The sequence below is a fragment of the Prevotella sp. oral taxon 306 str. F0472 genome (assembly GCF_000257925.1).
Lineage (GTDB): Bacteria > Bacteroidota > Bacteroidia > Bacteroidales > Bacteroidaceae > Prevotella > Prevotella vespertina.
The window spans coordinates 87,669-103,217 of record NZ_AJIN01000025.1 but is presented as its reverse complement, the minus strand read 5'-3'; the positions used below and the strand labels follow the sequence as shown (position 1 = coordinate 103,217).

9 protein-coding genes are annotated in these 15,549 nt (G+C 41.7%); 8 read left to right on the top strand and 1 reads right to left on the bottom strand.

Going from position 1 to position 15,549, the window contains the following annotated elements; all coding sequences use genetic code 11:
• Positions 1 to 619 precede the first annotated feature (619 nt).
• From HMPREF9969_RS04085 to HMPREF9969_RS04065, 5 genes are read left to right on the top strand one after another with little or no spacing between them, the layout of a single operon-like run.
• Positions 620 to 3,754: a SusC/RagA family TonB-linked outer membrane protein gene (locus HMPREF9969_RS04085; protein ID WP_009434568.1), complete on the top strand. Its 3,135-nt coding sequence runs from the start codon at positions 620 to 622 to the stop codon at positions 3,752 to 3,754.
• A 12-nt stretch (positions 3,755 to 3,766) separates the two neighbouring features.
• Complete coding sequence (locus HMPREF9969_RS04080) at positions 3,767 to 5,362, top strand: RagB/SusD family nutrient uptake outer membrane protein (protein ID WP_009434546.1); 1,596 nt, start codon at positions 3,767 to 3,769, stop codon at positions 5,360 to 5,362.
• Between the two features lie 20 nt (positions 5,363 to 5,382).
• The gene (locus HMPREF9969_RS04075; RefSeq protein ID WP_009434534.1) at positions 5,383 to 6,486 is read left to right on the top strand and encodes a glycoside hydrolase family 18; all 1,104 of its coding nucleotides are present in this window, start codon (positions 5,383 to 5,385) and stop codon (positions 6,484 to 6,486) included.
• Positions 6,487 to 6,506: 20 nt separating this feature from the next.
• Positions 6,507 to 7,631: a DUF1735 and LamG domain-containing protein gene (locus HMPREF9969_RS04070; protein WP_009434579.1), complete on the top strand. Its 1,125-nt coding sequence runs from the start codon at positions 6,507 to 6,509 to the stop codon at positions 7,629 to 7,631.
• Between the two features lie 24 nt (positions 7,632 to 7,655).
• Positions 7,656 to 9,011: a discoidin domain-containing protein gene (locus HMPREF9969_RS04065; protein WP_009434580.1), complete on the top strand. Its 1,356-nt coding sequence runs from the start codon at positions 7,656 to 7,658 to the stop codon at positions 9,009 to 9,011.
• 424 nt (positions 9,012 to 9,435) lie between these two features.
• On the opposite strand, the gene HMPREF9969_RS04060 is transcribed toward HMPREF9969_RS04065, so the two are convergent.
• Complete coding sequence (locus HMPREF9969_RS04060; RefSeq protein WP_036894943.1) at positions 9,436 to 10,980, bottom strand: alpha-L-fucosidase; 1,545 nt, start codon at positions 10,978 to 10,980, stop codon at positions 9,436 to 9,438.
• Positions 10,981 to 11,229: 249 nt separating this feature from the next.
• On the opposite strand from HMPREF9969_RS04060, the gene HMPREF9969_RS04055 reads away from it, so the two are divergent.
• Genes HMPREF9969_RS04055 through HMPREF9969_RS04045 form a run of 3 tightly spaced genes read left to right on the top strand, consistent with a single transcriptional unit; the run spans position 11,230 to position 15,381 of the window.
• Positions 11,230 to 12,549: an MFS transporter gene (locus HMPREF9969_RS04055; protein ID WP_036894940.1), complete on the top strand. Its 1,320-nt coding sequence runs from the start codon at positions 11,230 to 11,232 to the stop codon at positions 12,547 to 12,549.
• A 55-nt stretch (positions 12,550 to 12,604) separates the two neighbouring features.
• Positions 12,605 to 13,393: a glucosamine-6-phosphate deaminase gene (gene nagB, locus HMPREF9969_RS04050; protein WP_009434604.1), complete on the top strand. Its 789-nt coding sequence runs from the start codon at positions 12,605 to 12,607 to the stop codon at positions 13,391 to 13,393.
• Entirely contained in the window at positions 13,393 to 15,381 is a 1,989-nt protein-coding gene (locus HMPREF9969_RS04045; RefSeq protein ID WP_009434577.1) for a glucosamine-6-phosphate deaminase, read from the top strand. The genes nagB and HMPREF9969_RS04045 overlap by 1 nt, the downstream gene beginning before the upstream one ends.
• The last annotated feature ends 168 nt before the right edge of the window (positions 15,382 to 15,549 follow it).

Sequence of the window (15,549 nt, the reverse complement as noted above, 5' to 3'; positions counted from 1 at the left end):
GCTTTTACAATTTTTCAACGAGATTATTACTCTTTATAAAACTAAGAACAGCATGAAAGTAGGTTAATACTTACCTAATGCTGTTCTTTTTTATATACTAAATAGGAGCTAAACTTACAATAATATTGAGACTTCATAACCCATTAGATTACAGGCACAAAAGCATTTAATAACTTCATCACGAATCCATTAAACTAAAGCACAATTATACTTTAACTTAAACTTCATTCGTACTTTAACTTAAACGACGATTGTACTTTAACTTAAACCCCTCTCGTACTTTAACTTAAACATCAATAGAGACTCATACACACCTTATATAATAGAAAGGGTTATAAAAGCACCATCGAGGAACAACAAATAATACAAAACAATAGCGTTGAAAACGATGAATATCTTCCCAAAAGGAAGAAGAAAGGTTCTATTTAGTCTCTTTTGTGTTTATATTTGTTAAAAGATGTGTGTACACTATACTATATTACAATAGGTTATATTATATTTGCATCTGCAAAACCTAAAGGTACAGAAACAACAACCTAGTATTAGACAACGAAGTCCTAAATACACCCCTAAAGGACCCCTAAGTCAGATAATTTATTAACAAACTCAACTATAATCAATGAGAAAAGGAAAGATTCTACCAGTAAGTGTTTTCCTATCTTGCTGCTGCCTTAACGCATTTGCCAGTGGTCATGTCAGTTCATCTGACAATCTCGGCAAAAATATGGTGACAGCTGTTACCAAAGCTACAAGCACAGGTATCTTAGGAACACAACAATCGAATGGTGATGTAAAGGTCAATGGTACTGTCGTTGACAATGCCGGTGAGCCAATTATTGGTGCAACGGTAAGAGTAAAGAACTCTCAAAATGGTACAGCAACTGACCTTGATGGTAAATTTGAGTTAAGCGTCCCTAAGGGTTCAACTCTTATCATCAGTTACGTCGGAATGCTTACGCAAGAGGTTCAAGTAACAGGTTCGTCTGACCTGAAGATTACCATGAAAGACGAAGCACACAAGATTGACGAAGTTGTCGTAACCGCTTTAGGTATCAAACGCTCAGAGAAGGCTTTGAGTTATAACGTACAGAAGATTGGTGGCGAACAACTTAGTGCTGTTAAGAACGTAAACTTTGTAAACAGTCTGAATGGTGCTGTCGCTGGTGTGAACATCAACGCTTCAACGTCAGGTGTTGGTGGTGCTACTCGTGTTGTCATGCGCGGTACAAAGTCTATCACCGGTGGTAACAACGTTCTTTATGTAATCGATGGTGTGCCAATGCTCAATAAGAGTGGTGGTGATGTTGGCGGTGGTCGTTACTCAAGCCAACCAAGTGGTGAAGGTATTGCAGATATTAACCCAGACGATATTGAGAGCATCAACGTTCTTACAGGTCCTTCTTCTGCTGCCCTTTATGGTTCAGCTGCCGCTAATGGTGTTATCATGATTAACACGAAACGTGGTGCAGAAGGAAAGGTGAAGGTTGCAGTTTCAAGCAGTATGGAGTTCTCTAATCCTTTTGTTATGCCAGAGTTCCAAAACACTTATGGCAACAAAGCAGGTTCTTTTGAAAGCTGGGGCGATCGTTTAGCAACTCCATCTTCTTACAATCCTAAGAACTTCTTTAACACTGGTCATAGTTACATCAACTCTGTAACATTGACAACAGGTACAAAGACAAATAAGACATATATCTCTGTTGCAACAACCAATGCAACTGGTATATTACCTAACAACAAATACAATCGTTACAACTTTACAGCTCGTAACACAAGCGACTTCCTCAATGACAAGTTACATCTTGACGTAAGTGCTAGTTACATCATCCAGAACACACAGAACATGTATCGTCCTGGTGAGTACTACAACCCATTGACAGCCGTTTACCTTTTCCCACGTGGAGAGGACTGGTCAGCAGTACAGTTGTACAAACGTTACGACGCTTCACGCAAGTTTGCTACACAATATTGGCCTTATGGTGACCAGGGTATGCAGTTGCAAAACCCTTACTTCATTGTTAACGACATGATGACTCCTACAGAGCGTAAGCGTTACATGTTCATGAGTAGCTTGAAGTATGACATTCTTCCTTGGTTAAATGTTACTGGTCGTGTACGTGTTGATAACACTAACACTGAATCAGAGAGTCGTTTCCACGCAAGTGGTCAGGGCATCTTGTATGCAGGTACATATGGTAATGGTATCTATAACCACTCTCAGAGCATCGATCAGCAGACATACTTGGATATGATGTTCAACCTTGATAAGAGCTTCGGTACTGATTATCGCTTAACAGCTAACCTTGGTGCCAGCCTCGAAGACTATCGCTCAAGTGGCGTTGGTTTTGGTGGTCCTATCCTCAAGGTTCCTAACTTGTTCTCTTCTGCAGCACTTGATCCAGTAAACGCGATACCTAATGATTCTGAGTTCCGTAAGCGTAATACAGCAGTCTTTGCTAGTGCAGAACTCTCTTGGAAGGATATGTTGTTCCTCTCAATGACAGGACGTAACGACTGGAGTTCACTCTTGGTAAATGCAAAGGAACCTTCTTTCTTCTATCCTTCTGTAGGTCTATCAGCCATTGTTACTAAGATGGCAAAACTTCCAGAGTTCATTTCATTCATGAAGGTGAGAGGTTCATATACTGAAGTAGGTTCTCCTATCCCTGATCGTTATCGTGGCGTTACACGCGGAACAGTGACCTACCCTATCTCTAATGGTATTCCTTCAACACGTACCATCATGCCTTTCTATGACTTCAAGGCTGAAAGAACGAGATCATACGAGTTAGGTTTAGACCTACGTATGTTCAATAATAAATTGAACCTCGATCTTACTTGGTATCACTCTAACACCTACAACCAGACCTTCTTAGCAGAACTCTCTGCAACATCTCCTTATTCTGGTTTGTATATCCAGGCTGGTGACATTGCCAATACTGGTGTTGAAATGTCTTTGGCATATAATGACCATGTTGGTGCTGTTGACTTTGAATCACGTCTTGTATATAGCCGCAACGTCAATAAAGTAAAGAAGTTGGTTCGCAATTACCATACAGGTATTGACAATCAGGTAATCAACTTTACTGAGACATCAGCTGGTGGTGGTTTCATTCGCGAGGGTGATAGCATGGGTGATGTATATATCACAAAGGTCTTGAAGCGTGATGCTGCTGGCAATATCGCTGTTGGTGCAGATGGTAGCCTTTCTTCTATGGACTTACCAAATGGTCAACGTCTAAAGATTGGAAACACTAACCCTGACTTCACTTTGGGTTGGAGAAACAATATCTCATGGAAAGGTCTTAACCTTTCATTCCTAATCAATGCACGTGTTGGCGGTATCGTAACTTCTGCAACACAGGCTGTTCTCGATCAGTTCGGTGTATCTAAGGCAACAGCAGATGCAAGAGACCGTGGCTATGTAGAGGTTGCTGGTGGACAGAAAGTTGACCCACAGAAATACTACGAGGTTGTTGCAAACCAGCAGCTGATGGGTTACTACTACTACAGTGCAACTAACGTTCGTCTACAGAACGTAAGTCTAAGCTACACATTGCCTAAGACTCTATTAGGACAAGGCTGGCCTGGCGTTACTGTTGGACTCATCGCTAATAACTTATGGATGATTTACAACAAGGCTCCATTCGACCCAGAAGTTGCTGCTTCTACTGGTACTTATGGTCAAGGTAGCGACTATTTCAGTGCTCCTAGCCTAAGAAACATTGGATTTAGCTTGAAACTTAACTTCTAAAACGAATTTCTCATGAAACGAAATATTAATTCTATTATATGTGTTTCGGCTCTTGCCGCATCACTATTAGCTTCTTGCCAAGCTGACTTTGAGGATATAAACCGTGATCATCGTCAGCCAACAGAAACACAATTGGAACAAGATAACCTAAATGTTGGTGGTTTTGTTACTTCTTTCGAAGAGAGTATCTTCCCTGTAGGTTCTTCTGGTACAGGTTATGTTAACGATTATCAGATTCCTTACACACTAGCAGGTGCATGCTGGATTGGCTATATGGCACCAGCTCAAAATAAGTGGGTTGGACGTGGTTTCCCAAGCTACGCTCTAAAGCCATGGAGCCAATACACTTATAATGTAATGGCTGGTAATGCCTTCCGTAACTTCCTTGACGTTAAGAAGCGTACTGCCAATGATCCAGAAGGATTAGCAATAGCACAGATCATCAAGGTTGCAGCAGTTCACAAAGCAACAGATACCTTTGGTCCTATTCCTTATACCAAGGCTGGTATCGCTGGTGCTACAACAGCTGAATACGACTCACAAGAAGATGTTTATAAGGCTATGCTAAAAGATTTGGACGACGCTGTTCAGGCTCTTAGCAATGGTGGACATGATGTGTTCCCTAAGTATGATATCATTTACGAGGGAAATTACACTAAATGGTGTAAGTTTGCTAACTCTTTAATGCTTCGTTTGGCTATGCGCATCGTTTACGCTAATCCAACACTTGCACAGCAATATGCAGAGAAAGCAATCAATAATCCTTATGGTGTAATTGAATCTGCTAAAGACGCTGCACAGCTATCTAAGGGTGCAGGTGTTTCTCTACGAAATCCATTAGTAATCATCAATGGGAGCTACAATGACGTTCGTATGGGTGCAGAGATTGAATCATACCTCAAGGGTTATGACGATCCACGTATCGCCTCTTACTTTGTAAAGTCAAAGAATAATGGTATCGAGGGTTACTATGGCGTTCGTTCAAGTATTCCAAACACAACAGACTACTTGGATAAGACAAAGTCATCTTCTCTCAATGTGCAAGACGCAACACCTATTTACATCATGAAGGCTTCTGAGGTTTACTTCCTACGTGCAGAAGGTGCACTTCGTGGTTGGAACATGGGAGGTGGCTCAGCACAGTCATACTACGACAAGGGTATTGCAACTTCATTTGAAGAGAATGGTTTAAGCTCAGCACAAGCAACAGCTTATGCAGCAAATAGTACAGCAAAACCAGCTAACTTTATTGATGCACAACACTCTGAATATAATGCAACTGCAGCCTCTACGATCACTATCAAATGGCAAAGCAGCGATACCTTTGAAAAGAACTTAGAGCGTATCATCACACAGAAGTACCTTGCTATCTATCCTGATGGACAGGAGGCTTGGTCAGAGTTCCGCCGTACAGGATATCCTCGCATATTCCCTTCTGTTCTAAACGCAACAGATTGTGATGTTGATGGTGACCTCCGTCCTACACGTATTCCATACTCAAATGATGAATACACCAAGAACCTTGCAAATGTTCAGAAGGCTGTTTCATTATTGAATGGACCTGACAATGGCGCAACACGTGTATGGTGGGATAAGAAGAATAAATAACCCTTATAAAGATTATTCAAATGAAGAAATATTATATTTTCGGTCTCTTAGCATTACTCTTCGCTACTGTTAGTTGTAGCGATTGGACAGAGCCTGCAACAAAGAATATCGACGGACTCTTAGCTGATGCTGATGCTGCACAGGCAAAAGCACATGAGGCTTATCTGGCTAACCTCCGTGCGTACAAACTATCAGATCACCAAGTCACCTTCGGGTGGTTTGGTGGCTGGACAGGTGAGAATCCAGCATCACGCTGCCTCTATAATCTCCCTGATAGTACAGACTTCGTATCTCTTTGGGATGGTTTCTCTAATCTAACCAAGGCACAACAGGCAGACTTGAAGCGTGCCCAAGAAGAGAAAGGTATCCGTGCATTGGCATGTGCTCTTCTTTTCGACATCGGTAAAGGTGTTACCCCTGCACAGCCTAAAGCATCAAAGGATAAAGGTGAGACATGGGAACAATACAACCACAACTACTGGGGTTGGGTAGATGGTGATGAAGAGAAAATTAATGCCGCCATTGTAAAGTATGCTAATGCAATTTGCGACACAATCTATAAGTACAACCTCGATGGTTTCGATCTCGACGCAGAGCCTTATATCCCACAACCATTCCAGACCAGTAAAGAGATGTGGCAAGGCGATCGTATGAATCTATTCATCCGCACTATGGGTAAGCGCATCGGGCCAAAGGCTGAGACAGAAGAAGGTAGAAAGAAATTGTTAGTCGTAGATGGCGAACCTTATTGGTTCTCTGCAGATATGGCTCTCTACTTCAACTACTACATTCTTCAGGCTTACAACTGCTATTCTTACACTGATCTTGACACACGCTTCCAGCAGGTAGCTAACAAATTTGCGTCAAAGCAATCAGCTGAGGAGGTAGCTCGCAAGCTCATCGTAACAGAGAACTTCGAGGCTTACTCTGCTAAGGGTGGTGTAAACTTCACGACTCGTGATGGAAAGACTGTCACATCTTACCTTGGTATGGCTCAATGGCAACCACTAAAGGGACGTAAGGGCGGTATCGGTAGTTACCACATGGAGAAAGATTACGCAGCTAATCCTTCTTACAAGTACCTACGTCAGGGTATCCAGATCATGAATCCTGCTATAAAATAACTAAAACATAAATAGACAAGATGAAACATATATTTCAATTCTTAGGTATCGCTTCTATTGCATGTCTCACATGGTCATGTGCAAATGTAGACTATGATGAGGTGGGTAATGAAGGTAAGTTACCCAACGCAATATATATTGATGGTGCAGATGTTGCTCCTATCTCTAAGCTTACAGTAGACGCAGCAGGTGGTAAGGCTAGCTTCACTGCTCGTGCAGCAAACAGACTATCATCTAATGCTACTCTGAAGTTTGCTGTTGATGAGCAAGAGCTTACAAAATACAATGAGGCAAATGGCACACATTATAAGCTATTGCCTGCAAAGTATTACAGCCTATCAACAGAGAATCTCACCATTGATAAGGCAAATATCTCTAATGGTAATATCGATGTAAACGTTAAGCCACTTGGTGACGATTTAGATGCTTCAACAAAGTATGCAATACCTGTGAAGATTGCTTCAGTTGATGGTGCTAAGCTCTTAGGCTCAAGCTCTGTAAAGATCTTCGCTATCGACCGCGTACTCTATACAACCGCTCTACGTCAGAAGAACTTCTACTTGAAGACCGTTTTCCCAACACCTTACACAGGTTTACACGAGTGGACAATGTCTTACGCTATCAAGCTTGATCGCAACAAAGATAACCAGGCAGTTCTCTCTCCAGACTTCTATTCTCGTGTCACTGCTGATGGTGCTTTGCAGATGAAGGTGGGTGAGACAGACGATCCTAAGGCATTTGCTAAGACAAAGCTACAGCCAGGTAAGTGGTATTACATTGCTTGGGTTTACAAGAACCAGCATGTAAGATGCTACATCAATGGCGTACTTGATAACGAGTTCGACGTACCAAAGGTTGAGACTTTCACTAAGTTGAACATGAGTTGGGGCGCATTCGAGGGCTATGTTCGTGAGATTCGTCTCTATGACAAGGCACTCACAGCATTCCAGGTAGCTGATAACTTGTACATTGAAACTCCTGACAATCCAGACTTACTCTTCTATGCACCATTAGACAAGAAGACTGGTATCAAGGATGTATCAAAGAAGCAGAATACTATCAAGGTTTATGTTCCAGGTTCTGGTGATGGTACAGAGTATGACCAAAGCCTTATAACATGGTCGAACGAGAAGTTCCCAGAATAAACATTCAATAAGTAACTAAGCAATATGAAAAAGAACATATATATTATAGCAGTTGCACTCGCAGCTACAACCTTTACGGGTTGTAGCCACGATTACAACTACGATGGCGAATACGACATCCCAGGTTATTTCCATGGCTCTGACCCACGAAACAACTTGGTTTACTTCCCAACTAATGTTCAGGAATATACCAACGACTTCGTTGGTGACATCCCTGTGGGTGAGAATAGTCACACATTCAACTTCACAGCAAACATTAGTCGTAATCTTACTAACGCTACTAAGATTCAGGTGGCATTAGCAGCTGACGCTCCATTGTTGGCTACTACTTACAAAGACTATCAGGTGGCTACTGCTGATCAGATATCTCTTCCTAACAACGGAGTATTCGACTTTGCAACTGGCACAACCCAAGTAAACATACCAGTCACTGTAAATAATCTCCAGAAGATTACCAAACCAACAGTCGTACCAGTACGTATTACACCTTCAAGTGCTGACTTGAAGAATCCATCAACAAACAAGCAGGACTATGCATACATCGTTATTCAACCTAAGGATGTATGGACTGCTAAGCTTATTGGTGAAGGTGGTATAGCAAAGATTGGTGCTTCTTCTACTACATATACAAGTGGCACAACATTGAATATCCAATTTGCTACAACCAAGCAGCTTACTGAAGATTGCAAGGTAGGACTAGAGCGTGACAACTCTCTCTTCAAGAGTGAGGGTGAGGCGAAGCTTGCTCCTGAGGGTATCGCAGTCGCTTCACAGGTAAGTGCAAAGAACTTATCAGATGTGCAAACTACCGTAACATTGCAGCATCCAGAGAAGTTCACAGCAGAGGGATTATACATCCTTCCAATGCGTGCAGTATATTATGACAAGGCTGGCAACAAGCATTACATCCAAGGCGGAGAGGTGCTCATCCCTATTAATGTAGCTGATATCCACTTCGAGGCATCATCTTCAACTCCATCAGGTAGCAAAATCTCTAGCTCAGATTACACTATCACTACTTCTAGAGACTTCTCTTATGGATCAATAGAAGATATGTCAGATGAAGATACGGAGCAGTACACTTACCTCCCACAAGGTACAACTGACCTCACTATCGATTTGAAGCAAACAACAAGTGTAAAGGGTATAAGCCTAGGAATATTTGTCAACGAAGATTATGCTTACTATCCTGATTACGTAAAGGTTTATGGTAGTACCGATGGTTCTAACTGGAAACTCATGTCTGACAAGATTACGATGAACCAAACAACATGGAATGACATCGTTGCTACGAAGACTACAAACGTACGCTACCTAAAGATTGAGTACCACACACTCGAGGCATTTGGCTCATTGTCAGAGATTGAAATCTTTAAGTAATTCCGATAATAAGTAAACATCCTCACGGGTGTTTACAACAAGCAAGAACAAGAGGCTGTATTGCTTCTCTTACCACTACAATAAGTGGATAATGAGATGAGATACAGCCTCTTTTGCGTCATCTCTAAACAACACATATGTGTTACCACTCATTACACATATGTGTTACCATGCGTGACACATATGTGCTACTACTCGTGACACGTATGTGCTATTCCTTGCTACACATAGGAGAACCAGAAGTATCATCAGTATGATACAGGAGTTTCATCAGTACGATACTACAAAGAGACCATCAATCGAATGGGATAAAAGATAGGTTCTCCTGCAAACAAAGAAACGCCCTTCTTGAGTTGAGATAGGCGTTATCTCGCATCAAGAAGGGCGTTTGCTCTATTCAAGACAGACGCAGTCTGCCGCTCTCCTACTCTACCAAACGATAGAGACCAACCTCACTAATGGTGGGGATATCACGTACTTGATGAAGTACCAAACGTACTTCTTTCGCCGTCTGAGGAGCGAATTTCAACAGGCGTTTATGCCCTATCGTAGTACCCTCCGTCACCTTCTTCCATTGCCCTTTGGCATCTTTTACCTCCAATGAGAACTGCTCTACACGCTGTCCCTTTCGGATGTCTTCTTGCACAGAAAGCACATTGAATGTCGCTGGTTGCTTGAGTTTAAAAAGGAACACAGCCGTACCCTTTTTCATATTCGGACGGACGGATGTATCATAATTATCATCTATCAGATTCTGACCTTTACCCTCTAGTAACTGACAAGTAACTTTTGCATTCGCTAAAAGGTTATGCTTAAAAGTAGCATCATATAACTGACGGAAACCACGAAGGCTCTTCACATCTGCCTCCGCAAGCTGTCCTTCCTTATTCGGAGGGAGATTCAAGAGTAAAACTCCATTCATTCCAACTGATGAGAAGTAGATATTCATCAACTCTTTGGGGGTCTTTACCTGATTGTCCTGTTCCTTATGATAGAACCAACCTGGGCGTATGGACACGTCAATCTCTGCAGGATACCATACGAGAGACTTTGCTTTCTCAATGACTTTCCGACTTCCTAAATCCTCTCCACGCATATCGCCAACAGGCTGAGTCAGCATTTCCTGTTGAGAGTTCTTAGCTATGGCATCCTGGTCGAGATTATCCTTTGGAACAACGCTCCACTCCATTTCACGACCTTTACCCGTCTCAGTTCCAACCCATCGAACGTCTGGTCCCATCACAGCTATCACCGCATCGGGTTGTAATTTGCGAATGACTTCATACCAACGCACAAAGTCATAGTGCTGCTTCTTACCGTTGGGTCCTTCACCGCATGCACCATCAAACCATACTTCACTCACCTTTCCATATTGCGTGAGTAACTCTGTCAGTTGCTTAACAAAGTAATCGTTGTATTCCTCTGTACCATAGAGCTTAGAGTTACGATCCCATGGTGAGAGGTAAACTCCAAATGACATACCATACTTATGACAGGCATCACTGACCTCACGAACCACATCGCCCATTCCATTCTTCCATGGTGACTGCTTCACACTATGGTCAGTATAAGCTGAAGGCCATAAACAGAAACCATCATGATGCTTACATGTAAGGATGGCACACTTGAACCCTGCCTCCTTCAACTCACGTATCCATTGGTCAGCATCCAGGTTAGTTGGATTGAAGATCGCAGGAGACTCCGTTCCATCGCCCCACTCCCTGCCTGTATAAGTATTTACCCCATAATGCAAGAAAGCTGTCAACTCCTGGCGTTGCCAGTTGAACTGACGAGCGGAAGGAACAACATTTGCAGCTTTCTTAACAATGTCTGCAGGAGAATCAGATGGATTAATAACAACAAAATTATGCTCCTGAGCGTGCGCTACAGGGAGCAATGCAGGCATACAAAACAAGCAAGAACTTGCAATCGTAGCCCTCAGAATTTTCGAGTAGGCTTTATTCTGCATACGAATAGGTAATTGATTGTAAATTAATTTATGTATTACTCCCCGCAAAATTACGACATTATCCTTAGATAATCAAACTATGCTATCACAAAAAGCATATAAAGACTCTTAAAAGCGGAACTAGCAATAATAAACGACATATAGCCTAGAAATAACACATTTAATTGATAAATTATAGTTAAATATTTCCATAAGTATAAGTAAATTTGTAACTTTGAATCCACTTTAAAAGACATCCAAATAAACGAAATGAATCTAAAGACTAAGAACCAAATGACGGTAGACCAAAACCAAAGTAAGCAGCATAGTCCAGCGACATGGGTACCAACACTTTACTTCGCAATGGGTATGCCTTTCGTTGTTCTCAATATGGTTTGCACGTTAATGTATAAAGGTATGGGAGTATCTGATGCTCAAATTACCTTTTGGACATCACTCATCATGCTTCCATGGACATTCAAACCTGTATGGAGCCCATTCCTTGAAATATACAAAACAAAGAAGTTCTTTGTTGTTCTCACACAGATACTTACGGGATTGTTGTTCGCATTAGTAGCTTTTGCGTTACATCTCCCTTCTTTCTTCGCAATCACCATTGCCATGCTTGCAGTAATTGCAATGAGTGGTGCCACACATGACATTGCTGCTGACGGAACCTATATGTCAGTACTTTCTAATGAGGAACAAGCCCGTTGGATAGGCTGGCAAGGAGCCTTCTATAACATTGCAAAGATTGCAGCAACAGGTGGATTGGTATATCTTGCAGGTAGTCTCATCAAAATATTCGGCGTTACGAAGGCATGGACATTCATCATGCTGATTATTGCTATCATAATGGTTTCTATTGGTATCTACCATTATTTCATCCTTCCGAATCCAAAGAAAGAGGCACAAGAAACACCTCAATCTCTTAGTGACTCATTAAATGAACTACTCAAAGTATTCATTGATTTCTTCAAGAAGCCACATATTCTATACTATATCTTCTTCATCATTCTGTATCGTTTTGCAGAAGGTTTTGTCATGAAGATTGTCCCTCTCTTCCTTAAAGCACCCCGTGCTGAACAAGGTCTAGGGCTTACCGAGCAAGAGATTGGACTTTGCTATGGAACATTCGGAGCTGCTGCTTTTGTCATCGGCTCTATCCTTGCTGGCTATTACATTGCTCATAGAGGATTGAAGAAGAGCTTATTTTCCCTCGCATTAGTATTTAACATCCCCTTTATAGCCTACACGCTCTTGGCTATTTATCAACCAGAAAACTTGATATGGATAGGTGGGGGTATCGTAATGGAGTACTTCGGATATGGCTTCGGCTTTGTAGGATTGTCATTATTCATGATGCAACAGGTTGCGCCTGGTAAGCATCAAATGGCGCATTATGCCTTCGCCAGTGGTATTATGAACCTAGGAGTAATGTTGCCTGGTATGCTAAGTGGACTCTGTAGTGACATTCTTGGTTATCGCAGATTCTTTATCTTTGTCTTGATATGTACCATTCCAGCATTACTAATTACATGGTTCGTACCTTTCACTTATCCAGATACAACAAAGAAAGAAAAGGCCTAATAAGCCCTTAAATAACAAATAGAACATTCAAACAAAATAATTAAAACCAAAACTTATGAGATTAATCATAGAACCCGATTACAATCAGTTATCTAAATGGGCAGCTAATTATGTTATTGAACGTATCAATGCTGCAAAGAATCAAGCTAAACCTTTCGTACTCGGTCTGCCTACTGGTTCATCACCAGAGGGTATGTATGCAGAGCTAGTGAAAGCTTACAAAGAAGGAAGAGTGAGTTTTAAGAACGTTATTACATTCAATATGGATGAGTATGTGGGACTACCTGAAAGTCATCCACAGAGCTATCACTCATTTATGGCAGAGCATCTTTTCAATCACATTGATTGCCCCCAAGAGAACATCCATATACTTAATGGTAATGCTGAAGACTTACAAGCAGAATGCCAACACTATGAAGAAATGATTCGTGAAGCAGGCGGTATCGATCTCTTTCTCGGAGGTATTGGCCCTGATGGTCACATTGCTTTCAACGAACCAGGTTCATCTCTTCATTCACGTACTCGTATCAAGACACTGACATCTGACACTCGTATAGCAAACTCTCGATTCTTCGATAATGACCCAGAGAAGGTTCCAGCACATGCTTTAACAGTAGGTGTTGGTACAGTCATGGACGCAAAAGAGGTTCTAATCCTTGTAAATGGTCATAACAAGGCTGAGGCTCTTCATGCTGCTGTTGAGGGAGGTATCACTCAGAAATGGACTATCAGCGCCCTTCAGATGCACGAGCACGGAACAATTGTATGTGATGAGTCTGCAACAGACAAGTTGACAGTTGAAACATATAAATACTTTAAAGATATAGAAAAGGAGAATCTATAATGAAACTAAATCTAAGTTCACAAATCGTACTAAACCAAGTTCCTAAAGAGTTTTATCACCCATCAACTGCTATCGAGAGATCAGAGATTACGCGCTTTGAGAAAGTGCCTACTGATATATTCCCTACCATAGAAGAAGGTGCTGCCGATATAGCAAATCAACTTGAAACAGAGATTAAGAAGAGAGAACAAGAGGGACGACAACTCGTCATAGGTATCGGCTCTGGCTCATCTCTCACACCAATATTTGAGGAGCTTATCAAGCGTCATAAGGCTGGAAAATTGAGCTTCAAGAATGTTGTTATGTTTAATGCTTACGAGTACTTCCCACTGAATGCGGAGAATGTAAATCGTAGTATCAATCAATTGAAGCAGCGCTTCCTTAATCATATAGATATCGAAGAGAAAAACATCTATACCTTAGATGGAACGATTGCTCAAGACAAGGTACAAGAACATTGCCGTGCCTACGAACAGCGCATTAAAGAGCTTGGAGGACTTGATGTAATCTTATTGGGTATTGGTCGTATGGGTAATATTGCGACCAACGAACCAGGTTCTAGTATCACCTCTGCATCACGCCTTATCCTCATTGATGAGACTGCACGCGAAGAGATGAAGATGAGTTTTGGTTCACAAGAAACCGTTCCTCCATGCTCTATCACTATGGGTATTAGCACTATACTTGCCGCTCGCAAGATTTTCTTAACAGCATGGGGCGAGGAAAAGGCAGATATCATCAAGAAAACTGTTGAGGGTAAGATTAGTGAGACAGTACCTGCATCCTACTTACAAACACATAATGATGCTCATGTAGTAATCGACCTCTCTGCTGCAGCAAAACTTACTCGCATCCAGCATCCTTGGCTTGTTGCTTCATGCAAGTGGACCGATAAGTTAGTACGCTCAGCATTGGTATGGTTGTGCCAGATCACTGGTAAACCAATCCTTAAGTTAACGAATAAAGACTACAATGAAAATGGTCTTAGTGAGTTATTAGCACTCTATGGTTCAGCTTACAATGCTAATATTAAGATCTTTAATGACCTTCAGCATACTATCACAGGATGGCCAGGTGGTAAGCCTAATGCCGACGACACCTATCGTCCCGAGCGTGCTAAACCATTCCCGAAGAGAGTAATTGTATTCTCTCCACACCCTGATGATGATGTTATCTCAATGGGAGGAACACTCCGTCGTTTAGTACAACAAGGTCATGATGTACATGTGGCTTATGAGACATCGGGTAACATTGCCGTTGGAGATGAGGAAGTTGTACGCTTCATGCACTTCATCAATGGCTTTAACCAAATATTCGGCAACGAGCAAGATGAGGTTATCAAGTCTAAGTACAAAGAGATTAAGAACTTCTTGAAAGGCAAGAAGGAAGGTGATATCGACACACAAGATGTACGCACAATCAAGGGACTTATCCGTCGTGGAGAGGCTCGCACAGCTTGTACATTCAATCAGATTCCACTCGACCACGTACACTTCTTGGATCTTCCTTTCTACGAGTCTGGTAAGATCGAAAAGCTCCCAATGAGCGAGGCTGATGTAAACATTGTTAGAGATCTCATCACTAAGGTGAAACCTCATCAGATTTATGTTGCTGGTGACTTGGCTGACCCTCATGGTACACACCGTAAGTGTACAGATGCAGTACTTGCAGCTTTAGACCTTGAGAAAGAAGCTAAAGCAGAGTGGCTAAAGGATTGTCGCGTATGGATGTATCGTGGTGCATGGGCAGAATGGGAAATTGAGAATATCGAAATGTGCGTTCCTATCAGCCCTGAAGAACTACGTGCTAAGCGCAACTCTATCCTCAAGCACCAGAGTCAGATGGAAAGTGCTCCATTCCTCGGAAACGATGAGCGACTCTTCTGGCAACGTTCGGAAGACCGCAATCGTGGAACAGCAAAACTCTACGATGATCTCGGTTTAGCTTGCTATGAAGCAATGGAAGCATTCGTTGAATACAAGTTCTAGTACCTAAAGGGGCTGTAATAGAAAGAAAATCTTTAGATTACGACCTTTAAAAATTAACCCTGTACCTACCTTTCAAGGGTAGGTACAGTTTATACAACCCCCAATATAATCATGTTCTTATCGATTAGAACAGTGATTATAACTAAACAAAACAATCAAAAACTTCCC